Raw genomic sequence first — 25,581 nt, 5'->3', positions numbered from 1 at the left:
GGGGAGGCTCCGTGAGCAGCACAGAGCTCACCGTCTGCGTCGTCGGTGCCGGACCGCGCGGCCTGTCGGTGCTGGAACGACTCTGCGCCAACGAGCGCGCGGCCGCCTCCCACACGGCGGTCACGATCCATCTCGTCGACCCGGAACGGCCCGGCGCCGGACGCGTATGGCGCACCGACCAGCCGCGCGAGCTGCTGATGAACACCGTCGCGTCCCAGGCCACCGTCTACACCGACGCCTCAGTGGAGATGGCCGGGCCGGTCGAGACCGGCCCGAGCCTCCACGACTGGGCGCGGGGTCTGAGGGATCTGAGCAGACTCCAGGAACTCCTCGGCGGCTACGCCGACGCCACCCTGGCCGAGGCACATCGGCTGGGTGGCGACGACTACCCGACGCGGGCCTTCTACGGCCGCTACCTCGAAGACTGCTTCCGTACGATCGTGACCAGCGCACCCAGGCATGTCACCGTCGTCGTGCACCGCTCGACGGCGGTCGCCCTCGACGACCACAGCGGCGCGCAGACCCTGCGGCTCAGCAACGGCACCGTGCTGACGGGGCTCGACGCCGTGGTGCTCACCCTCGGCCATGTGCCCTCCCGGGCGACCACCGACCTGGCGCGCAGGGCCAGGGCGTTGGGCCTTACGTATCTGGCCCCGGCCAACCCCGCCGACCTGGACCTCTCCCCCATCGGCTCAGGCGAGTCGGTGGTGCTGCGCGGCCTCGGCCTCAGCTTCTTCGACCACATGGCGCTGTTCACCGGCGGGCGCGGCGGCCGGTTCGAGCCCGATCCGCACCGGCCCGGCCGACTGCGCTATCTGCCGTCCGGACGCGAACCCCGTCTCCTCGCCGGTTCCCGACGTGGACTTCCCTACCAGGCGCGCGGCGAGAACGAGAAGGGCGCCCACGGCCGCCACACACCACGGCTGCTGACCCCGCAGACCGTGGAGAAGCTGAGGCAGTGCCGCGACGACGGGGAACGACCCTACTTCTCCACGTCGTTGTGGCCGCTGATCGCGGCCGAGGTGGAAGCCGTCTACTACCACTGCCTGCTCACCAAGCAGGGGCGCGCGGCGGACGGCGCCCGGCTGGCCGAGGCGTACGCGTCGGCCTCCGACGAGGATGCCCGCGCCGCTCTCGTACGCCGTTTCGGCGTCGCGGACGACAACCGATGGGACTGGGAGCGCACGGAACTCCCATACAGGAAGAGGTCGTTCACCGGCCCGGACGACTTCCGTGACTGGCTGCTCGCGTATCTGGGCGACGACGTCCGGCGGGCCAGGGGCGGCAATCTCTCGGACCCGCACAAGGCCGCCCTCGACGTACTGCGCGATCTGCGCAACGAGATCAGGCTCGTGGTCGACCACGCGGGCCTGGACGGCGACTCGCACCGGGACGAACTCGACGGCTGGTACACGCGGCTCAACGCGTTCTTGTCGATCGGCCCGCCCGTCTCCCGTATCGAGGAGATGACCGCGCTGATCGAGACCGGGGTCCTGACGGTGGTGGGGCCGGGCATCCAGGTCCGCGTCGACCGGGACGACCCGTCCTTCGTCGTGGAATCGCCCGCCGTGCCGGGCGCGCGCTATCGGGCGTCGGCACTGATCGAGGCCCGGCTGCCCGCGCCCGATCTACGCGAGACGGCCGACCCGTTGCTGCGCCGCATGCTGGACACCGGACAGTGCCGCCCCTTCCGCATACCGGCCGCCTGCGGTCGTACGTACGAGACCGGCGGCCTGGAGGTCACCCGCAGGCCGTACCACGTGGTCGACGCCCAAGGCCGCGCGCACCAGCGGCGTTTCGCCTTCGGCGTCCCGACGGAGTCCGTGCACTGGGTGACGGCCACCGGGGCCCGCCCCGGGGTCGACTCGATGCTGCTCGGGGACGCCGACGCGGTGGCCCGAGCGGTCCTCTCACTCGCACCGGTGCACTCGTCGGCCGGCCGGCTCAGCGAGGTGACGGCATGACGCGCCCTCTCCACGTCACCTCCTCCCGTACGGACAGCGGGCAGCCCAGGCGCACGAGGCCCCGGCCCGAGGGGCTCGCGCTCCGCTTCGTCCTCATCATCGGGGACCCTCGGCTTGCCGACGCCCACCATGTCTCGTGCCGCCTGGACACCGTCCGCGCGGACTTCCCCGAGACATCGGTACGCATCGAGGTGTCCCGGCTGCCGTCCGACGCCAAGGGGACGATCCTGCTGGAGTGCCATGCCGAGTACCGCACTCCGGACGGCCGTTCGCCGATCCGGAGCAGTTCGTGGCGCCGGGTGCTCACCGGGCGGCCGGGCTCCGTGCACCAGCGCGAGGAGTTGCTGCGCGAGATCCTGGCGGCCCGGACGAGGACCGTCGTCCGGCGGGCGCCGGTGTCGCTGCGGTATCTGGCGGCGGCGGTGTGAGCGGTACGGGCGATGCCCACCGGCCTCAATCCGTCAGCCCGCCCGTCTCACTTGGGCACGTCCGCGAGGCGGGCGACGCCGGGCACCGCTAGGCACAGCAGGCTCGACGCCGCGACGACGGCCCCGCCGCCGAGGAGGGTGGCGCGCGCGCCGACGGCCGCGACCAGCGGCCCGACCAGCGCGTAGCCGAGGGGCAGCAGGGCATAGGCACTGAGCTGGTCCAAGGCGAAGACCTTCCCCAACAGCTCGTCGGGGAAGGCGCGTTGCAGTGCCGAGACCCAGTAGATGAAGTAGAGCTCGATGACGAATCCGCCGACCGCGAAGCAGCACACCACGGCGGGCAGCGGGAACGGCCCCGCCAGGCTGAGCGGCACCAGGGCGTACCCCGTCAGCGCCACCATGCTCACTGCGCCACGCGCTGTCGGCCGCCACCGTCCGGCCAGCGCGATCGCGGGCAGCCCGCCCACACTCATCGCGGCCAGCACCACCCCGTAGGCGACGTCACCGCCGAAGTCGCGGCGCGCCACCACGGGCAGCAGCGTGAGTGCGGTCGCCGAACCCGCAAACAGATGCAGACACACCGTGCCCATCACCGCCATCACCCACGGGCGCCGACGGATCGCGCGGATCCCGGCGGCGGCCTCGCCGAGCACGGGCGCGCGGGAGTCGGCCGAGGGCCTGGTGTCCGGGACCCGCAGCACGGCGAGCACCGCGAGCGCGAACATCACGCTGGTCACCGACAGCGCCGCCCGGACACCGATCAGACTCACCGCCGCCACCCCGACCAGCGCGCCGAGCACGGCCGAACCCCGCTGCGCGGCGGACACCAGCGCGTTGCCGCGCTCCAGCAGCCCATCGGGCAGCAGCCTGGGCAGCAGCGAGCGCGAAGCGGGCCGCGACAGCGCCTCACCGGCCCCGACGAGCGCGGTGACCAGCGGCAGCAGGCCGAGCGGCAGTACGGGCAGCAGCAGCGCGGTGAGCAGGAGCAGCGCCGAGCGGAAGGCGTCGGCGGCGATCAACACGCGGGTGCGGCGCATCCGGTCGGCGATGACTCCCCCGGCGAGCAGACACACGACGAGCGAGACGGCCCGGCCGGACAGGACGAGCCCGACGTCCCCGGCACCGCCGCCCCGGTGCAGGACGTACAGGCTGAGCGCCACGGGCAGCACCTGGTCGCCGACGGCCCCGCCGGCCTGCCCCAGCCACATCCGCAGGAACTGCGGATGGTCGCGCAGCCTGCCGCCCCTAGACGCGTCGAGGGGACCGGCCTCGTCGGTGCGGTCCTGGGGCGCGGTGGTGTCTTCCTTCATCGGCGTTGCCCGGGCGCCGGGAGGGCGAAGCCGGCCGGGAGCAGCCCGCCGGACGCCTCGGGGACGCCCGCCGTGAGCAGATACACCGCGAACTCCTCGTCGGGGTCGACGCCGAGGAGCCGTTCCACCTCGCTGTCGACGAACGCCACGGTCTGGAAGGGGCCGAGCCCCAGCGCGGTGGCGGTGAGCGCGAAGGTCTGGGCATAGTGCCCGGCGTCGTACATCCACAGCCGATAGGCGCGCGGATGCCGGTACTTCCAGGCGAGGCGATTGGCCACGGCGGTGGTCAGCACGGTGAACGCCCCGGCGTAGGAGGCATCTTGACGGTACGTCAGCGACGCGATTCGCTCGCGCGGGACATCGTCGTCCAGCAGCTCCAAGGCGTGGCGCGCCACCGAGTAGTGGTAAAGCCCGGGCGGCACCCCGGTGACGTTGTACGCGACGACGTACGCCTCGACCTCGTGCCGGGCCCCCGCCGACGCGCTGACCCGGCACTGCTGGGTCCCGAACGCGCCGCCGTCGAGGAAGCGGTGGGGGGCGAAGCTGTGGAACAGCAGGGTGGCGAGCTCGTCGAGCGTGACCGGGTCGTCCGAGAAGTGCCGGTGGGTGCGCCGCAGGGCGAAGACGTCCTCGACGGGCGCGTTCAGCGGGAGCGGTCTGCGGGGCAGCGGCAGCGAGGGCCGGTCGGGGTACTCCTTGAACGCGCCCGGCGCACCTCCCTCGGCGACGATGGCGTCGACCGTCTCCACCCGTTGCGGCGAGTCGACGAGATAGTCGGCGTCGCGCGCCTCCAGATGCATGCGCTGCGCCAGGGCGCCCCACCGCTCCCACAGGGGCGGCGTGCCCGGCGCCCGGTCCACGTCGACGAGCACGCCGAGCCCGGTGAGCGCGGCCACGGCGTCGCGTACGTCCGCTTCGTTCTCGGCGCCGAACGCGGCCGCGAGGTCGTCGATTTCGATGCCCTCACCGGCTCTGTCCAGCACCCTGCGTAAATCGTCGGTCAGCCGGATCCACTGCCGCCGCCCGGGAATCGCCACTTCCAGACCGCCGACGAGCCAGCGGCAGACCAACTGCTCACAGCGACGGACCTTCATCACTCTCCCCGGGCGTGCTAGGCGATACCGTGGCAACAGCGGGGCGCTGCCCCGAAAAACGACGTCCGGCTGTGATGCACTGCCCGCATCACAGCCGGACTTTCGCGTTCCTTCGCGTTCTTTCGCATTCAGCCCCGATGGGGCCGATGTCAGGTGCCCGGGTGGTGCACCAGCACCCGGCTGTCCTCGACGATCTCGATGACGAGCTTCATTTCTGTCACCTCCTTCCCTGGTTTCGACTCTCGCGGCGAGAAGGGTTTTTGCGTTCCGATTCCCGCCGCTCGCAAAACATAGACCCCTCGTTGGCGGGCATCAACAAGCGTCACGACGTCTGGCGAAAAAACGTCCACGGGGAGAACGTGCGCCAACGAAAGCCCAGTTCGGGAGGCATTCCGTCGATGCCGACAGCCGAAGACGCCTGCCCGGAAACGTCTCCACACAATTACCGGCCGGATATTGAGCGGATCTCGACAGCCGGGCATTAAGGTGCCCCGCACTATTTTCTCGGAACGCTTTTCCCGTACCCGGACCGGCGTACCCGGACCGGCGTACCCGCGTACCCACCCGACCGCTTCGGGCACAGAATGTCGGGTCGGGGACACTGGGTCCTTCCTAACGTGGTGATCACAAGGAAGGAGGCCGGGGTGCTGGAACGGCTCAACCAGGCCATGGACCACATCGAGGCCCGTCTCGATCAGCCGATCGAGGCGGCCGAGCTGGCGCGGATCGCGGCGACGTCGGAGTACCACTTCCGGCGCATGTTCTCCGCACTCGCCGGGATACCGCTGTCGGAGTACATCAGGCGTCGGCGGATGACCGTCGCGGGTGCCGAAGTGCTCGCCGACGAGCGGACGTTGCTGGAGGTGGCGGTCCGTTACGGCTACGGCTCGGGCGAGGCGTTCGCCCGGGCGTTCCGGGCCGTGCACGGTGTCGGCCCGGGCGAGGCCCGGCGGACCAGTGCGGCCCTGAGTTCCCAGCCCCGGATGTCCTTCCGTCTCATCGTCGAAGGGAGCAGCAGTATGCGATACCGAGTAGTGGAGAAGGACGAGTTCCGGGTGGTCGGCAAGAAGGCCCGGGTCCCCCTGATACACGAGGGGGTGAACCCGGCGATCGCCGAGTTCATCGCGGGGATCGACCGGGAGACCGTGGAGCGGATCAGCAGTCTGTCCGACCAGGACCCCGAGGGGATCGTGTCGGTGAGCGACGACCTCGACCCGAGCCGCGCGGAGGGCACCGAACTCGACTACTACCACGCCGTGGTGACCGGGCTCACCCCGCCCGACGACCTGGACGCGCTCACCGTCCCGGCCGGCACGTGGGCCGTCTTCGAGAACTCCGGGCCCTTCCCGCAGTCGCTCCAGCACATGTGGCGGGACGTGTTCACGGAGTGGTTCCCCTCCAACCCGTACCGGAGCAGGCCGGGGCCGGAGATCCTGCGGGTGCGGTTCTCGCAGGAGCAGGCAGGACACTCCGACGCGGCACTGTGGATCCCGGTGGAGCGGGACCCGCGCTGACGTTTGGACGGCCGTCGGGCCCCGGGTGTGTGCCCCGGGCCCGACGGCCGTTCTGCGCACCCTAGGGCCGTCCGTACAACGCGCCGAGTTCGACGGCCAGTTCCGCCAGCCGCTCGCGGGCCTCGAGCGGCTCCAGGATCTCCACGCGCGCGCCGAGCCCGGCCAGCTGCGCGGCCACGATCTGCGGCGACGGGCCGTCGATCTCCATCTCCAGCCAGCCGTCGGCCCGGCGGTCGCCGAGGCGCAGACGGCCGCCGAACAGGATCGCCAGGACGCGTTCGGCCGACGGCTCGGCCCGCCCCCGTACGGTCGCCCCGCGCATCCGTTCCTCCATCGGGGCTGCCAACTCGCGCCAGGCCGTGGCCAGGTCGAAGTCGTCGGGCCGGACGACGGGGTCGGCGGTCAGCTCCACCGAGGTGATGCGGTCGAGCCGGAAGACGCGCAGACCGGCGTGAGCGGTGTCGGCGGCGGGCGGAGGCGCGTCCTCATCGGCCCCCACCCGCTCCTCCGTGCCCGCCACCAGATACGGCACGCCCGCCTTGGTGACGATGCCCAGCGGGTGGACCGTGCGCGTACCGGCGGGGCTGCCGGGGCGGGCGTATCCGAGCCGGATACGCAGGCCCTCCACCACCGCGCGCTGCAACGCGTCCAGTTGGGGCGTACCCGCCGTGACGGGCAGGCGCCACCAGTCCGTGCCGTCCAGGACCCCGGCCTTCGAGGCGGCCTCGGCGTCGGGCCGCAGCGTCGAGGGGAGCGCCCGGATCAACTTGCGCAGTGCCGTGCGCAGTTCGAGCGAGGCCGCCGACGGCCCCGTGACCAGGAACATCGCGCGGATCTCGGCAGCGGTAAGACCGGTGAGATCCGTACGGGCCCCACCGACCAGCGACCAGCCGCCGCCCCGCCCGTGCTGGGAGTAGACGGGGATGCCGGCGGCCGCCAGCGCCTCCAGGTCGCGGCGCGCGGTGCGTTCGGACACCTCCAGCTCCGCCGCCACCTCGCGCGCGGTCACGCGCCCGCGGGTCTGCAGGAACAGCAGGGTCGCCACCAGACGATCGGCTCTCATACCGATCATTCTCGTTTGGAAACTGGCCAGGAGATGGCCAGTTTGGCTTCCAGGATGAGTGCAGATCGAGCGCGGCGGAACGAAAGCCGCGCCACACCGACCATCCAGGAGAGATCATGATCGTGGTGACCGGAGCCACCGGGAACGTCGGACGGCACCTCGTCCACACCCTCGCCGCGGCGGGCGAGCGGGTCACGGCGCTGTCCCGTCGCGTGCCGACCGGGAACGTGCCGAGCAACGTCGAGTTCCAGCAGGCCGATCCGGCCAGGACCGAGAGCCTCAAGCGCGTCCTCGATGGAGCCGACGCGCTGTATCTGCTGGTCCCCGGCGACGGCGAGGGCTTCGATCCGTACGCGATCCTCGACACGGTGCGGGCCGCCGGGGTCCGGCGGGTGGTCCTCCAGTCCTCGCAGGCCACCGCGACCCGGCCGCACTCCCCCGCACACGCCCGGCTGCGCGCCTTCGAGGACGCCGTACGGGAGTCGGGCCTCGGCTGGACGGTCCTGCGGCCCAGCGGGTTCGCCTCCAACGCCTATATGTGGGCGGCCTCGGTCCACTCGGAGCGGACGGTCGCCGCGCCCTTCGGCGAGGTCGGCCTGCCCGTGATCGACCCGGCCGACATCGCCGCCGTCGCCACCGTGGCCCTGCGCGACGGGAGCCACGCGGGCCGGACGTACGAACTCACCGGACCGGCCCCGGTCTCCCCGCGCGAGCAGGCCCGTGCGATCGGTGACGCGCTGGGGGTGCCGGTGCGGTTCGTGGAGCAGAGCCGGGCCGAGGCGCGGGAGGTGATGCTGCGCTTCATGCCGGAGCCGGCGGTCGAGGGCACGCTCGGCATCCTCGGCGAACCCACCGCCGAGGAGCGGCGGGTGAGCCCGGCCGTGGAACGGATCCTCGGCCGGGCACCGCGTACGTTCGCCGCCTGGGCGGCGGACAACGTCGTGGCCTTCAGATGACGTCCGCGGGTGCGGCCGTGTCCGGACGGCTCTGGCCGGGCACCTCCGCCGAGGCGACCCGCACCGCCCAGCGCTGCTCGACCCTGGCCAGCCGCCAGTACGCCAGGGCGGCGGCCCAGACAGCGACGAAGAGGCCGACGATGATGAACCCGACGTTGTCCAGGTTGAGTCCGGCGACCCAGCCGGTCAGTCCGTCGCTCAGGTCGAGCTTGTCGTGCAGCACGCCCACCAGCTCGATCGTGCCGATCAGGAAGGCCACCGCGATCGAGAGGCCGGTGATGGTGAGGTTGTAGAAGACCTTGCGTACCGGGTTCGAGAAGGCCCACTGGTAGGCGAAGTTCATGAACGTACCGTCGATGGTGTCGAACAGGCTCATGCCCGCCGCGAACAGCAGGGGCAGGCACAGGACGGCGTACCAGGGCAATCCGGCCGCCGCGCCGGAGCCCGCCATCACCATCAGGGTGACCTCGGTCGCGGTGTCGAAGCCGAGCCCGAAGAGGAAGCCCAGCGGGTACATCTGGCCGGGGCGGGTGATCGACTTGGTGAACCGCCCCAGGATGCGGTTCATGAACCCGCGTGAGTCCAGGTGCTGTTCGAGCTGCACTTCGTCGTACGTCCCGGCGCGCATCGCGCGGAAGACCCGCAGGATGCCGACGAGGGCGACCAGGTTGAGGGCCGCGATGAGGTAGAGGAACGAGCCGGAGACGGTGGTTCCCACCACGCCCAGCGTCTGGTGGGTGCGCGAGTCGTCGTTCATCAGGGTGCCCGCCAGTTGCGCACCCCCGGCGACCAGCGCGGCCATCACGACCACCACGCTGGAGTGCCCGAGCGCGAACCAGAAGCCCACCGACACCGGCCGCTTGCCGTCGGCCATCAGTTTGCGGGTGGTGTTGTCGATCGCCGCGATGTGGTCGGCGTCGAAGGCGTGGCGCATGCCGAGGGTGTAGGCGGTGATGCCCAGGCCGAGGCCGAAGGTCTTCGAGCCGACCTCGTAGTGACGCGGCACCACCAGCAGGAAGAGGATCCCGAACGCGACGATGTGCAGGGCAGCAATCACCGCCAGCAGCCAGGCAGTTCGGACGGTGTCCTCACGCCGCCAGTGAAACGGAGTGGGCAGGGTCATACGTTCACGCTCCAGCACCTCGTGGATCATTTCGCGAGATGCCGTGGCCGGTCTCCTGGCTGACGGGTGTCGCACCGCCCCTGCCTTCCCGGCACCCACACGGGCACCAGTGGCACAACGGGACGGGCTACCCGAAGCCGTTCATGGCCTGGACGACGTGGGACCCGATCACAGTGGCGAGGGCCGCTCCGGTCTTGCACCGGTCTTCCCGAACACCACGGCTCGCCAACCGTAGGTGGGGTCCGCCTGACCTGCAAGTCCACCCAAATGGAGGCACTTCCTCCGGCGCGGGTGACGATCCGATTGCAGAGCGCCCACACCCCGTCCCCCCGGCGGCGGAAGGGCAGTTGGACCGGATATGAACCCTTCCCACGAAGAGAGAGCCCGCGCCCACCCTGCCGAACTCGCGGGCGCCTACTGGCTCAACACCCCGCCCTCGCACCCCCACACCTGCACCCATTGCGACGGCCGGCGGCGGGCGGACGACGGCCCGGAAGACCCACGCCGGTCTCTCCGGCAGCACCGCCAGTCGCCTCACCGGTGAGACGACCAGCGCGATGACCTACGGACACCCCGCTTCCACGCCAGGGGCTCGGGGCGGCCTGACGCGCGCCGGATTCCCCACCTACGCGCCACACACTGTTCGTCCTGCGTACGCCGTTCGTGTCGGCGTACAACGTGCCGCCGAGCCGATACCCTGGGGCGCGAGAGAGAGGAGGCCGGATGCCGGCCGAAACCCAGCCGCCGCGGACCATCCCCTCCGTGTGGACCCGCCCCCAGCGCCGCAAGCGTGAGCAGCCCTCGCTGAGCCGGGACCACATCGTGTCGGCCGCCCTCGAACTGCTCGACGCCGAGGGCATCGACGCCCTCAGCATGCGCAAGCTCGGCAGCCACCTCAACGCGGGCGCCACCTCGCTCTACACCCATGTGGCCAACAAGGACGAGCTCATCGAGCTGGTCGTCGACGAGATCTACGGCGAGATCGAGGTCCCGGACACCACGGACACCCCCGACGAGTGGCGCGCGGCCGCCACCCACTGCGCCCAGAGCCTGCGTTCCGCCTTCCACCGCCACCCGTGGATCGTGTCGGTGCTCGGCGAGGCGGGGGTGGCCGCGCTCGGGCCCAACATGATGCGGATGTCCGAGGGTCTGCTGGGGGTGTTCGAGCGGGCCGGGTTCACCCTGGAGGCGGCGGACCGGGCCGTCAACGCCGTCGCCGCGTATGCCATCGGGGTGTCGACCACCGAGGCCGCCTGGCTCACCACGCTCGCCCGCAGCGGTATGAGCGAGCAGGAGTGGGTGACGGGCTTGTGGCCCGCCGCCGAACGGGCCGTCGAGCCCTACCCCCGGCTGCGCAGGCTCTACGCCCTCCAGCGCGAGCAGCAGGTGGACAGCGCCCGCGACGACGGTTTCACCGACGGTCTCGCCTGCGTACTCGACGGCCTCGAAGCCCGCCTGGCCCGCGCGCGAGGCGCCAGCGGCTGAAGAGGCACTGTCCGGCGGCGCCTCGACATGCCGGTCCGCCCCGCCCTGGTTACGCTGCGCACAGCGCGAGGGGCACGAGAAAGGGCCGACCGCATGGACGACCGGCAGCGGCCCGGCGGGCCGGACTGACCCATGGGCGACTGGTACCGGAGCGAGATCCTGGACCCGGGTAAGCAGCCGCTGCTGTTCCTGCTGCTCGGGTTCCTCGGGGCATTCCTCTTCATCCGCTTCAGCGTGCGGATGATCCGCGCCGAGGTCTCCTGGTGGCCCAAGAACGTCACGCCCGGCGGGCTCCATATCCACCATGTCGTCTTCGGCGTGGTCTTCATGATCATCGGTGGTCTCGGCCTCGCCTCGCCGATCGGCGGCGAGCGCCCGTGGGCCGAGATCGAGGCCGCGCTCTTCGGCATCGGCACGGCGCTCGTACTCGACGAGTTCGCCCTGATCCTGCATCTGCGGGACGTCTACTGGTCCGAGGAGGGCCGCCTCTCCGTCGACACCGTGGTGCTCGGCGCGGCGGTCTGCGGACTGCTGTTGCTGGGCGCGGCACCGTTCGGCGTCAACGACGCCTCGGTCGACGGCGCTCCCGTCTCCGGCTGGACGTACGCGGTCGTGGTCGGCGTCAACTCCGCCTTCGCGCTGGTCGCCCTGAGCAAGGGCAAGGCCTTCACCGGCCTGCTCGGCGTCCTGGTCCCACTGTTCGCCGTGGTCGGCGCCCTGCGCCTGGCCCGCCCCGGCTCGCCCTGGGCCCGGGCCCACTACCCGCCCGACAGCCGCAAGGCCGAACGGGCGCGGGCCCGGGAGGAGCGCGAGGGCTGGCGGCGCCGTCTGCGTATCAGGGTGTACGACGCGATCGCGGGCCGCCCTTCGAGCCCCTGACCGGACCCGCCACCGTCAGCGGCGCAGGGTCGTGATCTGTCGGTGCGGATCGGCGTTGATCTCCGCCTCGGTGAACCGTTCGGTGACCCACTGCTTGCGGGAGAACAGCTCGGTCTGGTCGGTGTAGTGGGGCGACCGGGGGTTTGCGGACTCGCCGTAGGTGAGGATCGTCCGGGTGCGCGGGCCCTGCGGGGTGAGTTGCGTGGCCATGATGAAGCTGGAGCCGGACGCGTACTCGTCGGGCTCGACCGGTCCGGTCCCGCCTCCGCGACCCGAGTCGGGGGACGCGTTGACCACGTTGAAGCAGCCCTCGCCCCCGGAACACCCGGGCAGCGGGATCCCCTCCCAGCGCTGGACACTCCCGATGGGCGCGTCGACCGGCACCTTGCGGGCCGCCAGCGTCCGCACCGCGTCCGCGAGGGCACTGCGCACCTGTGTGTCGTCCCCGTTGAGGCCGCGCGGGGTGGTGAGGGGCTGGGCCGGGTCGTACGGCACCCGGTACCACTGGTGCGGCCCGCGCCGGATGCCGGTGGAGAACACGTGCCACAGCGCCGAGCCATGGCTGTCCGGGTCGTCGCGGGTGTCCCAGGCGGCGAGCGCGTCACAGGCCGCGCGGACATCGACCAGGGTGCCGTCGGTGGCCGTCAGAACGGGGTGCGCACGGCACATCGCGACCGCGTCGTCCCGGCCGAGCTCGGCGGTGTAGTTGCGGTCACCGAGCATGCTCGCCTGAAGGGTGGACAGGTCGAACCCCGGCTTGCCGAGCCCGTCGGTGCCGTCCCGGCGGCCCGCGATCATCTGGAGCCCGAGCTGCGCACGCGGACCCAGCGGGATGCCACTGGTGTCGTACATCCTCGGGTAACCGGTCAGCGGCGCTGCGGGGTTGGTGAGGTAGGAGCCGTTGTTGGAGTTGGCCACGTAGTCGGTACGCGTCAACTGGGGCTGGTGAGCCGGGCCGAAGAGGCCGGGCACGAGCGCGTCCGGGTCGCTGCCCCAGTCGCAGGTGGTGCGCGAGCCGTCCAGCACGACGGGCAGATCGTCGTGGCCGCCCGGCACGGCGCACTGCTTCAGCTGGTCGTCGCCGACGTGCGGGACGACGGAGGAGTCCGTGAAGTACGCCGTGCCGCTGCTGTCGGTGGCGATCGTGTACGTCCAGGGCACGCCCTGGTAGGTGCGCTGCGCCTGCTTCAGCTCGGCGAGGTTCTTCGATCTCCCCATCGCCAGCCACTCGTTCATCGAGCGCAGGTTGTCGGCGTTGGCATCGCGCAGGGAGTACGCCTCGGTGGCCGTCCAGCCATCCGCGAGAACCGGCCCGTAACGGGAGGTGTAGAGGGTGCGTGTGACGATGGACTGCTTGCCATCGGCGCCCCGGACCGTGACCGGTACGGTCTTGCGGGTCATCGGGACCGCCTTGCCGTCCACGAGGTAGCTCGTCGGGTCGCCGGGCGCGAGCGTGAGGCGGTAGACGGCGGCGTGGTCGGTGTAGCTGGTGGTGTGCGTCCAGGCCACGTTCTGGTTGTGGCCGATCTCGACGACGGGTGTGCCGTAGATGCCCGCACCCGAGACGTCGACGACACCCGGGATCGTCAACTGCACCTGGTAGAAGCGGTAGTTGCCGATCCAGGGCAGATGCGGATTGGCGAGCAGCATGCCGTCCCGCCCGCGCGTCAGATCACGGCCGAGGGCCCATCCGTTGCTGCCGAGGTCGCTCTTGGCGCGTTCGGCCGAGGTCGTACGGGACGACAGCGGCTTGGGCTTCGAAGACTTGGCCGTACCCGGCGGGGTCGCGGTGCCGATGGCCTGCTTGAACGAGGCGGCTCCGCTGCTGGCGTTGACGTCGTGGACGAGGCTCCAGATGTCGGTGGCGGTGATCGGGCCGACCCACGGCTTTCCCTTGCAGGTCGGATCGGGCAGCTTCGCCACACCGGTGTCGCACAGATAGCGGTTGTACCCGGCGGCGTAGCCCTCGACCATGCGGCGCAGTTCGGGCGTCGGCCCGAGCGGTGCCGGGCGGTCGAGCAACTGCCGTACGGTATCGGCCTTGCGCACCCCTTGGTAGTACGTGTCGCTCGCGAGGTTGGGGGTGCCGTCGCCGGAGTCGGCCGTGGCGCCGAAATACGTGGAGCGCTCGCCCCGCAGCGTCACCACCTCGTCGGCCAGCTGGCACACGTTGTCCTGGGCGAAGGCGTAGCCGTACCCGTATCCGAGGCCCGCGTAGTCGTAGGCCAGGATGTGCGGGATGCCGTATTCGGTGCGGCGGATCTGGGCGGTGTAGCCGTGGTCACCGGTGGGCTGGCGCGCGGCCGGGCCCGACGCGGCGGCGGACGCGGATCCGGGCAGCAGCGCCGCCGTGACCGACGCCAGACAGAGCGCGACGACGGACGGCGCCAACCTCCGTGTGGATACGCTCTTCTGACGCCTCGTCACAGAGCTTCTCATTCTCACCATGCGGGCAAGGCTGCCGTGAGCGGCGGGCAGCCGCCATCACCCCGGCGGTCGAGATCGACGCGTGGCGCTGCCTCCAAGGATGTACACCCTGAGAAGGATTTCGCCTGCGATACGGGCGTACGGGCGCGCCCACCGACGACGTCAGCCGCGTGCGGACCTCGCGCTGCGGATCGCGAAGGCTGCCGCGGCGACGCCGAGCACTCCGACGACCAGGCCCGCGATGCCGAGGCCCCGGGCCGTGGAGTCGCTGCTGGACGCGTCGGCCTTGGAGGCGGCCGAGGCGGACGGCTGGGTTCCGGGCTTGGACGGCTGGGTGAGCTTGAGGACGGGCGCCGGGTTCGCGGGCTCGTCCTGGCCCGGCCGGCTCTCGTCGATCCAGCGGACCACCTTGCCGTCGGAGTACGTCTGGAGCGTCTTGAAGGTCAACTGGTCGGCGTTGTCGGGAAGTTGCCCGTATGCGACATGGAAGTCCATGTACTGGCCGGGCTTGATGGCGCCGCCGGTCCAGGTGATCTCCGAGACCGCCTCGCTGATGGTGCCGTCGTCGGTCTTGACCGGAGTCTTCAGCTTGGTGGTGGTCACCTGCGCGGTCCAGCCCCCCTCCGGGGTCACCAGCATCGACAGCACCGGGTGATCGGTGGGCACGACCACCTGGACCTTGGTCGTGTCCGCGCCGCTCTCCTCGTTGGGCACCCGGAAGGTCAGAACACCGTCCGTGGCCCCCTTGGCGGCGTTGTCCGCGTGGACGGTGACATGCGCGAACGCCGCGCCCGTGGCGGTGAGCACCCCGGCGGCCGCGAGCCCGGCGACGACGGCACTGCGGGACAGGGCGCGCCGGAGCGCGGTGTGGTACTGGGACATGGCCGGAACTCCGTATCGCTGTGGGGTGGGGACCCTCGTGGTCAGCGGATTGTGTCATCCGCCTCTGTGGGGCACACAGCCCCACCCGCCCGGCGCCGACGCCCCCAACGGCCATGAGGTAAAGGTTGGTTAAAGCGACGCAACCCACGAAGGCCGCCCGGGCTCTTCTCCTCTGAGCGCCCTTCCGGGAGAAGCCGGTGAGCGCCGGTGAAGACTTCCCGGGAGGAATCCGGGGGAAGGAACGACGGTGTCGCGCAGCACGGTTCGGGCCGCGACCGTCATCGGTCTCGCCCTGCTGACCCCCTGGTGGGTCCCGGCCTCCGGTGCGTCGGCCGACGCGCCCGCACCCACGGCCTCGGCGAGCGCCGTCTCCAAGCCTGAGCTGGACTTCTTCAGCGGCAACCGCGTCGAGGCCGGTGACTCCTTCGGGGTCGGCATCCGGAACATGCCCGCCGGGTGGGACGAGGTCACCGTCACCTCGCCCGCACTGGCGAAGCCGATCCACCTCACCCCGGAAGGCAAGGGCTCCCGGGACTCCGCTCTCGTCCCGGCCAGGGGCGGCTACCCCGTACGCGCCGACGCCAAGCCGGGCACGTACACGCTCACCGCCACCAGCCACGGCCGGGCCATCGCCACGGCGCCGCTGGAGGTCGCGCCGGTCAACTCGCTCACGATCCGCCGGTTCGGCGTCCTGACGCCCTCCACGCGCATGGGCGAGCCCGTACGGCCGGGCAGCAAGGTCGTCGTGGTTCTCGCGGACGAGCACTTCTCCGAGAGCGGGGGCTCGCGTGTCGTCAGGTCACCCGCTTTCGAGCACGACGTGACCATCCGGACGGACAGCCCGGACGACCCCGGCTGCAAGTGCGACGACGGGTCCACGCTGTACGCGGGACACATCAACCTGCGCCACGACCTTCGGCCGGGGACGTACCCGCTCACCGTGATGGCCGGCCACGGCCATCGACCCGTGACCGCACAGGTCACCGTCGCCGGTGAGCCGGTCTCGCACTCCGGCCCCTGGCTGATCGGAGGGGCGGTCGCCGGGGCGCTCGCGCTGGGCACCGTCGGCGTACTGCGCCGCCGCGCCCGCATACGCCGCACCCCGGCCTGACCGCCGCAAAGGAAACGGCGGCCGGGCACAAGCCCGGCCGCCGCTCACACCTCACACCCCGCGTCACTGCGAGGCAGTGGGTCCCTCGATCTGTTCGCTGATCCAGGCCATGCTGCTCTCGTCCATCCCCTTGATGTACGAGACCGCGTTGTGCTCGCCGCCCTGGATGACCTCCAGATGCGTATGGATCGGCCCCTTGTTCCCGTACGTGGCGATGTACTTATCGACCTTGGGGATGACGGACTTCTCCTTCGTCCCGTACTGGAACGCGAGGTACACGTCCGGTCCCTTGGCGGCTATCAGCTGCTTGGAGAGCACCTCGGGGTTGTTCTCGGCCTTCTCCTTCGGGTGGCCGTTCCACAGCCGCGAGTCGGGCACGATGTCCGGGCCCGAGGCGATGACGGCCTTGAACTTGTCCGGGTGCTTCAGGACGGCCTTGAGGCCCGCGAAGCCGCCGGAGGACGAACCCATGAACGCCCAGCCGTCCCGCGACTTGATCGTGCGGAAGTTCTCCTTCATCAGCTGCGGCACGTCCTCGGTCAGCCAGGTGCCCATCTTCGGCTGGTTGGGGATGTCGCTGCCGTCCCAGTAGAGCCCGCCGTCGTCGGGGTGCGGGTTGAGCACCGGCATCGCCAGCAGGAACGGTTTGCCCTTGCCGCTCTCGGCCCACTTGGAGATGGACGACTCCAGCTTGAGGTTGTTGTCCATCCAGTAGTTGTTGGGGTAGCCGGGGCCGCCCGGAAGCGCGATCAGCACGGGGAAACCGCTCTTCTCGTACTTCGGGTCGTCGTACTCCTTCGGCGCCCAGACCCACACCTTGCCGGTGAAGCCCGACTTCTTGCCGGTGATCGTCACGACACCGACGTGCGTGCCGTTACTGAGCGTGCTGGAGATCTTGAACTTGGCCTCCGGTCCGGTCGGCATGAGCGTCTTGGAGTCCGCGGGCTGCTGCGGGGTGCCACCGGGCTTGTTGTCGATCTTGCCGTACGAGATCGGGTCGCCCTTGTCCGTGAAGGGCGGTATCTGGAAATAGCTCATGACCGGCCAGGCGATCGCCCCCAACAGGACGAGGGATGCCACGACGAAGAACCACCTCCGGGCCTTCGAGGCGCGGCGGTGGCCCTGGGACTGGTATGTCTCGCTCCTGGTCCTGGTGGACGCGTGCGACATCAGAATGGCTCCGGCTTGCTTCTGCCCCGCGGGGCACGACGGTCGTGTTCCGCCTCCGGGGATGGACGAAGGCGGGACAAGGGTTCCAAATTTGCCGAACCGAGATCAAGGCTTGACGTTCCCCGGACCAACGCGGCGATCATCCCACGAGTCCGTACGGACCCTGGCATACCAGGGCCCACGCCCGCCCCGGGGCTATTCGGAGGAGATTGTCAGTGCCCGCCCCTACGCTGAGTGTCACTTCGTGATCGGTGAGGGGGGACCTCGCGATCGCTTGCTTCCACGTGCACGCGAGGTGATGCGCCATGACTTCTGCCGCCCGGACCGACGAGAACCCGCCGGACGTCAGCAGCTTCCAGGTCGACCTGCGGGGTCTGGTCGACCTGCTCTCCCACCATCTCTACTCCAGCCCCCGGGTCTACGTCCGCGAGCTGCTGCAGAACGCGGTGGACGCGGTGACCGCCCGCCGGGCGCATGAACCCGGCGCGCGGATCCGGATCCGGCTGACGGCCGTGGCCGGCCGCGTCGCCATCGAGGACAGCGGCATCGGCCTGACCGCCGACGAGGTCCACACGCTGCTCGCGACCATCGGCCGCAGCTCCAAGCGCGGCGGGGAACACGGTCTGGAGTCCGCCCGCCGGGAGTTCCTCGGCCAGTTCGGCATCGGCCTGCTCGCCTGCTTCGTGGTGGCCCGGCAGATCCGTGTGGTCACCCGCTCCGCCCGCACCCCCGACGCCGCCCCGGTGGAGTGGCTGGCCTGCGACGACGGCTCGTACACCGTCCGGACACTGCCCGACGAGGCCCGGCCCGAGCCCGGCACCACCGTGTATCTGGAGCCGCGCCCCGGCGCCGAGGAGTGGACGGCCGCCGCGCGCGTGGAGGAGCTGGCCCGCGACTTCGGGGCCCTGCTGCCGTACGACATCACATTCGCCGGTGACGACGGCGCCGAGCGTCCGGTCACCGACCGGCCCGCCGTCTGGGACCGGGAGTACGCGACCCCGACCGCCCGCCGGGTGGCGCTCTCCGGGCACTGCGCTCAGCTCTTCGGCTTCACTCCGCTCGACTCGATCGACCTCGACCTGCCGGTCGCCGGGGTGCGCGGGGTCGCGTATGTGCTGCCGGAGCCGACCAGTCCGGCGCACAGGGCCGGGCACCGGACATATCTGAAGGGCATGCTGCTCACCGACCACGCGGACAATCTGCTGCCGGAGTGGGCCTTCTTCGTCCGGGCCGTGGTCGACACCGACTCGCTGCGCCCCACCGCCTCTCGGGAGAACCTGTACGACGACGAGACGCTGGCCGCCGTCCGTGACGCTCTGGGCGCGCGCGTACGGCAGTGGCTGGCGGAGCTCGCCGCGGGCGACCCGCAGCGCCTGGCCGCGTTCCTGGCCGTGCACCACCTGGGGGTGAAGTCGCTGGCCCGGCACGACGCCGAGCTGTTCGAGCTGATGCTGCCGTGGCTGCCGTTCGAGACCAACGACGGACAGCAGAGCCTCGACGAGTTCACGGCCGCCCACTCCGAGATCCACTTCACCCGGACCGTGGAGGAGTTCCGCCAGATCGCCCCGATCGCCGCCGCGCACGGCCTGGGTGTGGTCAACGCGGGCTATACGTACGACGCCGATCTGCTCGCCCTGCTGCCCGGCATCCGGCCGGGCCTGAAGGTCACCGAGCTCGACGCGGGCGCCGTCACCGACCGGCTCGACCCCGTCCCCACCACGGCGGAGCTCTCCCTCGCGGGCTTCCTCGCGACCGCGCGCACACGGCTCGACACGCACGGCTGCGACGTGGTGCTGCGCGCCTTCCAGCCGGTGAGCGTGCCCGCGCTGTTCCTCGACGACCGGCAGGCCCGGCACGAGCGGGACCGGGCCACCGCACAGGAGAACGCGGACTCGCTGTGGAACGACATCCTCGGCGCGCTGCACGGCTCGGCCCCGCGCGCCCGGCTGGTGCTCAACCACAACAACCCGCTGATCCGCCGTATCGCCGCGCTGCCCGACGCCGACCTCACCGGCACGGCGGTCGAATCGCTCTACGGCCAGGCGCTCCTCATGTCGCAGCGCCCGCTGCGCCCCGCCGACACCACCCTGCTCAACCGGGCCTTCCTCGGGCTCCTGGAATGGGCGACCCACTCCGCCGACCGCGGCGCCGACCCGCAGGAGGACCAGAAGTGAGCGCGCTGACCCCCGAACAGATCCGCCAGGGCCTGGCGGAGAACGGGCAGGCTCCGTATGGCGCCGCGCGCAACGCGCGCGCCGAGTCGCTGAGCGCCGCCGCCGAGGCCACGGGCGACCGCGAGCTGTTCCGCCAGGCGCTGGACCGGCTGATCGACGCGTACGAGTGGAGCGCCGAGCGCACCAAGATGGTGGTGCCGTTCGCCCGGCTGCTCCAGGAGTACGACCGGGACCCGTCGGCCTTCGCCGCCTATGAGGTGCACAGCCTGTTCTGGCGCTTCAAGTGGGTGGCCGGGCGGATCGTCGAGTCCCCGGAGATCCCGCTGGCCGCGGTGGAGCGCTGGCTCACCGACATGGAGCGGCGCTACCGGCTGGCCGGATACAGCGAACGGGCCGTGCGCCAGGCCGAGTTCCACCTCGCCGACGCGACCGGCGACGAGGGGCGCATGGACCGGGCCGCGGCGGGCTGGACGGCGGCGCCGCGCGACCAAATGAGCGACTGCCACGCCTGTGAGATCAACACCCAGGGCTGGTACTGGGCGCGCAAGGGCGAGGACGCCAAGGCGATCGAGGTGTGGGAGCCGGTGCTCTCCGGCGGCAAGTCCTGCATGGAGGAGCCGCACCGGGTGCTCGCCCACTCGCTGTTCCCGCTGGTGCGCCTCGGCCGCCTCGACGAGGCCCGCGCCCACCATCTGCGCGGATACCGGATGGCGCGCGGCAAGGACAGCCTTCTGCGCTCGGTCGGCAAGCACATCGAGTTCTGCGCGCTGACCGGGAACGAGTCGCGCGGCCTGGAGATCCTGGCCGAGCACGCCGCGCACCTGGGCCCGCTCGCGGACGCGGAGTCGCAGATGGAGTTCGCGGGCGGCATCCTCGTACTGCTGCGCCGGCTCATCGAGCTCGGCCACGGCGACCGTCCGGCGGTCCCCGGTTCCCAGGGCTCGGCCAGCTCGGTGAATGAGCTGTACGAGCGGCTGTACGCGGACGCCACCGGCATCGCGGCCCGCTTCGACGCCCGCAACGGCACCACGCTCGTCTCCGACCGGCTGGCCGAGCGGATCGAGCGGCAGCCGCTGGTGGAGGTGCTGCCGCTGGGGGTGCGGAGTGCGGGGCTGCCCGTCGGGACGGCTGCCCCCGCCGCGAGCGCCCCGGACACGGCCGCCCCCGACATCGCGTCGCTGGTCGAGCGTGCGCGTGCGCTGCGTAAGCAGGGGCATCCGGCGGCCGACGGACTGTGGGCACGGATCACCGAACTCGCCGATGCGGGCGAGGAGTTGCCCGACACGGGCGTGACGGGCGAAGTGCTTGAGCACCGCGCGGTCGGCGCTGCGCGCGCGGGTTCCGACCGGGCCCGGACCCTGTTCGTGGAGGCGGCGGAGGCTCACCGGTCGGCCGGGCAGCACGCCCGGGCGGCGTACGCCGAGCTGGCGCTCGCGGGCACCGCCGCCCAGTTCGGCGCGGAGCCCACGGAGATACGGGAGCTGCTCGCGGCGGCGACGGATGCGGCGCGGGCCCTGGACGAGGCGGACCCGGCCCGCCGTCGCCGGATCGTGGCGGCCGAACTGGCCACCATCCAGATCGAGTCGTATCTGCGCGGCCGCGAGTCGCAGGAGACGGTGGACCCGCAGTTCGTGGCCGAGCTGGAGGACTTCGTCGCCAGGCATGCCGTCGGGGAGGCGGACGGCCAGGCGGATGTCGACGACGTGCTCGCCGATGCGGAGCTGACGCTGGCACGACTGGCCCTGACGGTGGGTCAGCTCGACCGTGCCGAGCGGCTGCTCGTGTCGGCGGCGGACCGCTGCCTCGGCGTGGAGCGGCCCTGGGACGCGGTGGAGGCGCTGTCGATACGGGCGAGCGTGCTGGCTGCCCGGGGCGACCTGGAAGCGGCCGAGTCCACCGCGCGTACGGCGCTGGGGCACGCCGCCGAGCTGACCGACGGCGAGGCGCAGGCGGCCGTACGGCTCACCCTCGCGGACATCCTGTTGCGCCGCGAGCCGACGGGGCCGACGAGGCGGCGGCGCACGCCCTCGATGCGGCACATTGGCTCGACCAGGAGGGGCTCGCGGCGACCGGCGGAGCCCGGGCACGGCTGCTGCTCGCCCGTGCCTACGCCGAGGCGGAGCGCACGGCCGAGGCGGCCGAGGTGCTGCAGTCGGCGCTGCCCGACCTGGTGGAACAGGGCGATGAGGCGGCTGTGGAGGCTCGGCAGACGCTCGGCGCGCTGCTGCGCAAGCTGCACGATCCCCGGGCGGCGGCCGAGCAGTATCTGCTGGCCGCCGAGACCGCCAAGGACTGGGACGCCCCCCGGCCGCAGGCGAGCCTCGCGCACTCGGCGGCGGAATGCCTGGGGGCGGCGGGGCTGCGCGCCGAGGCGGAGTCCGCGTACCGGCGGGCCCTGGAGCTGTGGCGGCTCGCGGGTGACAACCCGGTGGGCGAGGTGCGGGTGCTGCGGTCACTGGCGTGGCTGGCCGTGAGCGACGAGTCTCCGGATACGGATCCGGGTGCGGCGTACGGGCGGGCCCGTGCCCTGATGGACCAGGCACTGGCCGTTGTCGAGGGGTCGGCGGAACCCGCGCTGCGGTACGAGCTGGCGCAGACGTGGCGGCAGATGGCCGCGCTGCTGGAAGACGTCCTCCATGAGGAGGAGGACCCAGAGAGCGCGGAGAGCATCGCCATGCGGGCCGAGATGGTCCGGCTGCTCGATCAGGCCGCCGCCGTTCAGGCGGAGTTTGGAGCGGACGGGTTGGGCTGATTTCGACTGCGGACCATGCGTGGCCCCGTGCCCCTCAACACACCAAACAGGGCACGGCGCCACGTGAAGCTCCGCTGAAGCGCCCTGGTGGAAGTCCGCTGCGGTCCCGGCCACTTAAGGGGCGCGGGGAACTGCGCGACCAGCCCCCACCGCCCCGCAGCCGAACGACGGGGGGACCTCCGGCAGCGCTCAGAAGTTCTTAGCCCCCGCCCTGATCGCCTCCCGTATGCGGTGGTACGTACCGCAGCGGCAGATGTTGCGGATCTCGTCGAAGTCCGCGTCGCCGATCTCATGGCCGGCGGCGCGGGCCTGGCGGACCTTGGCGACGGCGGCCATGATCTGGCCGGGCTGGCAGTAGCCGCACTGGGCGACGTCGTACTCCAGCCAGGCCTCCTGCATCGGGTGCAGATCCTTGCCGACCGTGGCGGGCAGGCCCTCGATGGTGGTGACCTCGTCCGTCGGGCGGATGTCCTTGACCGGCACGGAACAGGGGTTGAACGCCTTGCCGTTGATGTGGCTGGTGCAGGCCTGGCAGACGCCGAGGCCGCAGCCGTACTTCGGTCCGGTCACGCCCAGGACGTCGCGCAGCACCCAGAGCAGCCGTACGTCGTCCTCGACGTCCGCCGAGACCGGCTTTCCGTTGAGGATGAAGGTGTGCAGAGGCACGGATGCTCCTAGTAGGCGCGGCCGAGGCCGTCGGTGGGGGACGCGGGGATCGGGGGGACGGTCGGCAGCGGTTCGAAGCCGAGCGGGCCGTCGTGGTTGATGGGGAAGGTGGTCGGCATGGTGCCGGTGGCCCGGCCATACGCGCAGGCGACCGCCGCCATCGCGCCCGCGACGGCCAACTCCCCCGCGCCGCCCGGCTTCTCACTGGTAGACGGCATCACGATGATGTCCAGCTCGGGCGGGGTGTTCCACTGACGGGTGTAGAAGTAGTTGTCCCAGCTGCCTTCGAGGAAGTGGCCGTCCTGGAGATGGAGGCCGGAGCTGAGGGTGACGGCGATGCCGTCCATGATCCCGCCCATCATCTGGGCCTCCAGACCGCGCGGGTTGACGGCCAGACCCACGTCGACCGCGCACACGACCCGGGTGACCCGCGGGCCGGTGTACGCGTCGGGGATCTGCCTGCCCGTCGTCTCAGGGCGGCAGTCGATCTCGGCGAGGACCGCGACGAACCCGTGGTACTCGGGGTGCACGGCGATCCCCTGCGCGGTGCCCGCCGGCATCTGGCGGCCCCACTCGCCGACCTGGGCGACCTTGTCGAGCACGGCCCGCGCCCGGTCCTCCTTGAGGAACTGGCGGCGGAACCGGTACGCGTCCTTGCCCATCTTCGCCGCGAGCTGGTCGACGACGAGCTCCTGGGCGCACCGCACATTGGGTGAGTAGATGTTGCGCATACTGCCGGTGTTGAAGCCCTTGTCGACCTCGCTGAGCAGCTGGGTGGTCGCGCCGAAGTGGTACGGGCTCTGCTGGGTGAGCTCGAAGATCGTCTCGGAGAAGGCGAGATCGCCGACCGGCAGCTTCGCCGCCATCGAGGTGATGATCTCGCCGAGCCCGTGCCCGAAGTCGGTGGCCACGGAGGTGTGCCGCTGCTCGTACGAGAGGACTTCGCCCAGCGCGTACGTGGCTCGGACACGCGAGGTCGACATCGGATGGGTGCGGCCCTGGCGGAAGTCGTCCGTACGGTGCCACATCAGCTTGACCGGCTTGCCCATCGCCTGCGATATCTGGGCCGCCTCGACCGCCGCGTCGAAGAAGAGCTTGCGGCCGAACGAGCCGCCGCCCTCGGTGACATGGACCTTCACGGCGGACAGCGGCAGGCCGAGCTTGAGGGCGATCCGCTCCTGGGCGACGATCGGGGTCTTCAGGGACCCCCAGATCTCGGCGCGGTCGCTCCTGACGTCCGCGATCGCGCAGTTGGGCTCCAGGGCGCTGTTGCTGGCGAAGTGGAAGGTGAAGCGCGCGTCCACCGACTTGACCAGGGGGTCCAACGCCGGGATCACCAGCGGGAGTTCGGCGTTGCGCAGCTCCTTGAGGACGGTGGCGTCGGACGCCCCGTCCGCGGTGCCGGGGCCCCAGGACACGCGCAGCGCCCGTACGGCGTCGATGCACTGTCCGAAGGTCCGCCCGCGCACCGCCACTCCTGTGGGAACGGTGACGACATCGGTGATGCCGGGCATCGCGAGGACGTCGGCCCGGTTGTCGACCGACCGTACCGTTCCGTTGATCGTCGGTGGGCGGCACACCATCGTCGGCAGCGCGTCCGCGACCTGCACGTCCATCGCGAACTGCTTGCGACCGGTGACGGCGGCGAGCGCGTCGATGCGGCCGCGCGGGGTGCCGATGACGCCGAACTGCGCGGGCTTCTTGAGCGTGACCGCCAGCTGGAGCGTGGTCCGGCTCGCCGCCTTCGCCGCCAGCTCGCCGTAGGTGGCGGTCTTTCCACTCGGTGAAGTGACCACACCCGCGCGGGTGGTGAGCGTCGAGGCGGCCTCGCCGAACTGGGCCGCCGCGGCCTCCAGGAGCCGGGCCCGGGCGGTCGCCGCCGCCACCCGGATCGGGGTGAATGTGGAGATCGTGGTGTTGGACGCGCCGGTCATCTGGTTGAACAGGAGCTCCGGCCGTGCGTCCGCCAGCGAGACCTTCACCTTCTCCAGCGGCAGGTCCAGTTCCTCCGCGATCAGCATCGCGGAGGAGGTGGTGATGCCCTGGCCCACCTCGGCGCGCGGCAGGACGAAGGAGGCGGTGCCGTCCGCGTCGACCTGGATCGTGATGAGGTTGGCGGTTGGCAGTGCGGCGTCCGTGAGCATGTCGTTGAGGTCGTAGATCTCGGACGGCCCGGGGAGCGACGGGATCGCCGCCTTTGCCTGTACGGGCGCGACGGCCGCCTCACCGAGGCTCGCGGCCACCGTCAGCGTCGAGGCGGCGAGCACATATCCCAGAAACCGCCGCCGTCCCACTTCATGGACGGTGGCCTCGTCCGCACGCTCAGGTCGACCCGACGCTGCCATCAACTGTCCTTTCGTCCAACTGCGCACCCGCGCCGGGTCAGCGTCACATATTTCTCACCAGTAACACCAGACAGGAAACAGGACGTCAGCAGAACGTGGATCGGCGGGACATGGCCCCAGGTACCTGGGGCCCGCCCCCGAACTCCCCCGTGTCGACACCAAGGTCGACACCCTCCGCAGCCGATCGCCGTCGAGGTCCGGATCCCCGTCGACGACCACGGTCGGGTTGCCGCCCCGG

20 protein-coding genes and 1 riboswitch are annotated in these 25,581 nt (G+C 71.2%); of the genes, 10 read left to right on the top strand and 10 right to left on the bottom strand.

What is annotated here, in order from left to right; translation table 11 throughout:
• Positions 1-11 precede the first annotated feature (11 nt).
• Both BG418_RS01605 and BG418_RS01600 read left to right on the top strand, forming a co-directional pair.
• The gene (locus BG418_RS01605) at positions 12-1,964 is read left to right on the top strand and encodes an FAD/NAD(P)-binding protein (protein WP_317453461.1); all 1,953 of its coding nucleotides are present in this window, start codon (positions 12-14) and stop codon (positions 1,962-1,964) included.
• Positions 1,961-2,392 carry a hypothetical protein gene (locus BG418_RS01600; RefSeq protein ID WP_188271800.1) on the top strand — a complete coding sequence of 144 codons (432 nt, stop codon included), beginning with the start codon at positions 1,961-1,963 and terminating at the stop codon, positions 2,390-2,392. Before BG418_RS01605 ends, BG418_RS01600 begins: the two co-directional genes overlap by 4 nt.
• A 47-nt stretch (positions 2,393-2,439) precedes the next feature.
• Here the strand turns inward: BG418_RS01600 and BG418_RS01595 are convergent, their stop codons facing one another.
• The 3 genes from BG418_RS01595 to BG418_RS01585 all read right to left on the bottom strand — a co-directional run bounded on the left by BG418_RS01595 (position 2,440) and on the right by BG418_RS01585 (position 5,146).
• Positions 2,440-3,702 carry an MFS transporter gene (locus BG418_RS01595; protein ID WP_188271799.1) on the bottom strand — a complete coding sequence of 421 codons (1,263 nt, stop codon included), beginning with the start codon at positions 3,700-3,702 and terminating at the stop codon, positions 2,440-2,442.
• Positions 3,699-4,796: a SagB/ThcOx family dehydrogenase gene (locus BG418_RS01590; RefSeq protein ID WP_188271798.1), complete on the bottom strand. Its 1,098-nt coding sequence runs from the start codon at positions 4,794-4,796 to the stop codon at positions 3,699-3,701. The genes BG418_RS01595 and BG418_RS01590 overlap by 4 nt, the downstream gene beginning before the upstream one ends.
• 149 nt (positions 4,797-4,945) lie before the next feature.
• Positions 4,946-5,146 (bottom strand): hypothetical protein, encoded by a 201-nt coding sequence (locus BG418_RS01585; RefSeq protein ID WP_188271797.1) that lies wholly within the window; start codon positions 5,144-5,146, stop codon positions 4,946-4,948.
• 294 nt (positions 5,147-5,440) lie between these two features.
• On the opposite strand from BG418_RS01585, the gene BG418_RS01580 reads away from it, so the two are divergent.
• The gene (locus BG418_RS01580; RefSeq protein WP_188272291.1) at positions 5,441-6,310 is read left to right on the top strand and encodes a GyrI-like domain-containing protein; all 870 of its coding nucleotides are present in this window, start codon (positions 5,441-5,443) and stop codon (positions 6,308-6,310) included.
• A gap of 61 nt (positions 6,311-6,371) precedes the next feature.
• On the opposite strand, the gene BG418_RS01575 is transcribed toward BG418_RS01580, so the two are convergent.
• The gene (locus BG418_RS01575) at positions 6,372-7,373 is read right to left on the bottom strand and encodes a YafY family protein (protein WP_188271796.1); all 1,002 of its coding nucleotides are present in this window, start codon (positions 7,371-7,373) and stop codon (positions 6,372-6,374) included.
• A gap of 116 nt (positions 7,374-7,489) precedes the next feature.
• Here BG418_RS01575 and BG418_RS01570 point away from each other — a divergent pair, with 116 nt between their 5' ends.
• Positions 7,490-8,329, top strand: coding sequence for an NAD(P)H-binding protein (locus BG418_RS01570; protein WP_188271795.1), 840 nt, complete (start codon positions 7,490-7,492; stop codon positions 8,327-8,329).
• Here the strand turns inward: BG418_RS01570 and BG418_RS01565 are convergent.
• Positions 8,322-9,482: a HoxN/HupN/NixA family nickel/cobalt transporter gene (locus tag BG418_RS01565; RefSeq protein ID WP_188271794.1), complete on the bottom strand. Its 1,161-nt coding sequence runs from the start codon at positions 9,480-9,482 to the stop codon at positions 8,322-8,324. The genes BG418_RS01570 and BG418_RS01565 overlap by 8 nt on opposite strands.
• Positions 9,480-9,687, bottom strand: a riboswitch (cobalamin riboswitch). It overlaps the preceding gene by 3 nt.
• A gap of 488 nt (positions 9,688-10,175) precedes the next feature.
• On the opposite strand from BG418_RS01565, the gene BG418_RS01560 reads away from it, so the two are divergent.
• Together BG418_RS01560 and BG418_RS01555 are read left to right on the top strand one after the other, a co-directional pair.
• Positions 10,176-10,937 carry a TetR/AcrR family transcriptional regulator gene (locus BG418_RS01560; RefSeq protein WP_188271793.1) on the top strand — a complete coding sequence of 254 codons (762 nt, stop codon included), beginning with the start codon at positions 10,176-10,178 and terminating at the stop codon, positions 10,935-10,937.
• 132 nt (positions 10,938-11,069) lie between these two features.
• Positions 11,070-11,816 carry a hypothetical protein gene (locus tag BG418_RS01555; RefSeq protein WP_188271792.1) on the top strand — a complete coding sequence of 249 codons (747 nt, stop codon included), beginning with the start codon at positions 11,070-11,072 and terminating at the stop codon, positions 11,814-11,816.
• A 15-nt stretch (positions 11,817-11,831) separates the two neighbouring features.
• On the opposite strand, the gene BG418_RS01550 is transcribed toward BG418_RS01555, so the two are convergent.
• Complete coding sequence (locus BG418_RS01550) at positions 11,832-14,207, bottom strand: penicillin acylase family protein (protein ID WP_223184203.1); 2,376 nt, start codon at positions 14,205-14,207, stop codon at positions 11,832-11,834.
• A 198-nt stretch (positions 14,208-14,405) separates the two neighbouring features.
• On the bottom strand, positions 14,406-15,125 hold the full coding sequence (locus tag BG418_RS01545) for a YcnI family protein (protein ID WP_188271790.1): 720 nt from the start codon (positions 15,123-15,125) through the stop codon (positions 14,406-14,408).
• 247 nt (positions 15,126-15,372) lie between these two features.
• On the opposite strand from BG418_RS01545, the gene BG418_RS01540 reads away from it, so the two are divergent.
• Positions 15,373-16,236, top strand: coding sequence for a hypothetical protein (locus BG418_RS01540; protein WP_188271789.1), 864 nt, complete (start codon positions 15,373-15,375; stop codon positions 16,234-16,236).
• 63 nt (positions 16,237-16,299) lie between these two features.
• On the opposite strand, the gene BG418_RS01535 is transcribed toward BG418_RS01540, so the two are convergent.
• Positions 16,300-17,406, bottom strand: a complete 1,107-nt coding sequence (locus tag BG418_RS01535; RefSeq protein ID WP_188271788.1) for an esterase family protein — start codon at positions 17,404-17,406, stop codon at positions 16,300-16,302.
• 305 nt (positions 17,407-17,711) lie between these two features.
• Here BG418_RS01535 and BG418_RS01530 point away from each other — a divergent pair, with 305 nt between their 5' ends.
• The 3 genes from BG418_RS01530 to BG418_RS01520 are packed head-to-tail and all read left to right on the top strand — an operon-like array spanning position 17,712 to position 22,332.
• The gene (locus BG418_RS01530; RefSeq protein ID WP_188271787.1) at positions 17,712-19,580 is read left to right on the top strand and encodes an HSP90 family protein; all 1,869 of its coding nucleotides are present in this window, start codon (positions 17,712-17,714) and stop codon (positions 19,578-19,580) included.
• Entirely contained in the window at positions 19,577-22,054 is a 2,478-nt protein-coding gene (locus BG418_RS01525) for a hypothetical protein (protein ID WP_188271786.1), read from the top strand. Before BG418_RS01530 ends, BG418_RS01525 begins: the two co-directional genes overlap by 4 nt.
• Positions 22,051-22,332 carry a hypothetical protein gene (locus BG418_RS01520; RefSeq protein WP_188271785.1) on the top strand — a complete coding sequence of 94 codons (282 nt, stop codon included), beginning with the start codon at positions 22,051-22,053 and terminating at the stop codon, positions 22,330-22,332. The genes BG418_RS01525 and BG418_RS01520 overlap by 4 nt, the downstream gene beginning before the upstream one ends.
• Positions 22,333-22,521: 189 nt before the next feature.
• Here BG418_RS01520 and BG418_RS01515 read toward each other — a convergent pair whose 3' ends face one another.
• Positions 22,522-22,998 carry a (2Fe-2S)-binding protein gene (locus BG418_RS01515; RefSeq protein ID WP_188271784.1) on the bottom strand — a complete coding sequence of 159 codons (477 nt, stop codon included), beginning with the start codon at positions 22,996-22,998 and terminating at the stop codon, positions 22,522-22,524.
• Between the two features lie 8 nt (positions 22,999-23,006).
• Positions 23,007-25,343, bottom strand: coding sequence for a molybdopterin cofactor-binding domain-containing protein (locus BG418_RS01510; protein ID WP_188271783.1), 2,337 nt, complete (start codon positions 25,341-25,343; stop codon positions 23,007-23,009).
• Positions 25,344-25,581 lie beyond the last annotated feature (238 nt).

It is taken from the genome of Streptomyces sp. CBMA152, from assembly GCF_014596475.1.
Taxonomy (GTDB): Bacteria; Actinomycetota; Actinomycetes; order Streptomycetales; family Streptomycetaceae; genus Streptomyces.
The sequence above is the reverse complement of the archived record's forward strand: the minus strand, read 5'-3'. Positions and strand labels throughout refer to the sequence as shown.

Bases quoted from the DNA above. Each gene is read 5' to 3' on its own strand.
- BG418_RS01595 (WP_188271799.1), bottom strand. From the start codon at position 3,702: ATGAAGGAAGACACCACCGCGCCCCAGGACCGCACCGACGAGGCCGGT.
- BG418_RS01560 (WP_188271793.1), top strand. From the start codon at position 10,176: ATGCCGGCCGAAACCCAGCCGCCGCGGACCATCCCCTCCGTGTGGACC.
- BG418_RS01565 (WP_188271794.1), bottom strand. From the start codon at position 9,482: ATGATCCACGAGGTGCTGGAGCGTGAACGTATGACCCTGCCCACTCCG.
- BG418_RS01575 (WP_188271796.1), bottom strand. From the start codon at position 7,373: ATGAGAGCCGATCGTCTGGTGGCGACCCTGCTGTTCCTGCAGACCCGC.
- BG418_RS01530 (WP_188271787.1), top strand. From the start codon at position 17,712: ATGACTTCTGCCGCCCGGACCGACGAGAACCCGCCGGACGTCAGCAGC.
- BG418_RS01600 (WP_188271800.1), top strand. From the start codon at position 1,961: ATGACGCGCCCTCTCCACGTCACCTCCTCCCGTACGGACAGCGGGCAG.
- BG418_RS01545 (WP_188271790.1), bottom strand. From the start codon at position 15,125: ATGTCCCAGTACCACACCGCGCTCCGGCGCGCCCTGTCCCGCAGTGCC.
- BG418_RS01590 (WP_188271798.1), bottom strand. From the start codon at position 4,796: ATGAAGGTCCGTCGCTGTGAGCAGTTGGTCTGCCGCTGGCTCGTCGGC.
- BG418_RS01510 (WP_188271783.1), bottom strand. From the start codon at position 25,343: ATGGCAGCGTCGGGTCGACCTGAGCGTGCGGACGAGGCCACCGTCCAT.
- BG418_RS01535 (WP_188271788.1), bottom strand. From the start codon at position 17,406: ATGTCGCACGCGTCCACCAGGACCAGGAGCGAGACATACCAGTCCCAG.
- BG418_RS01570 (WP_188271795.1), top strand. From the start codon at position 7,490: ATGATCGTGGTGACCGGAGCCACCGGGAACGTCGGACGGCACCTCGTC.
- BG418_RS01555 (WP_188271792.1), top strand. From the start codon at position 11,070: ATGGGCGACTGGTACCGGAGCGAGATCCTGGACCCGGGTAAGCAGCCG.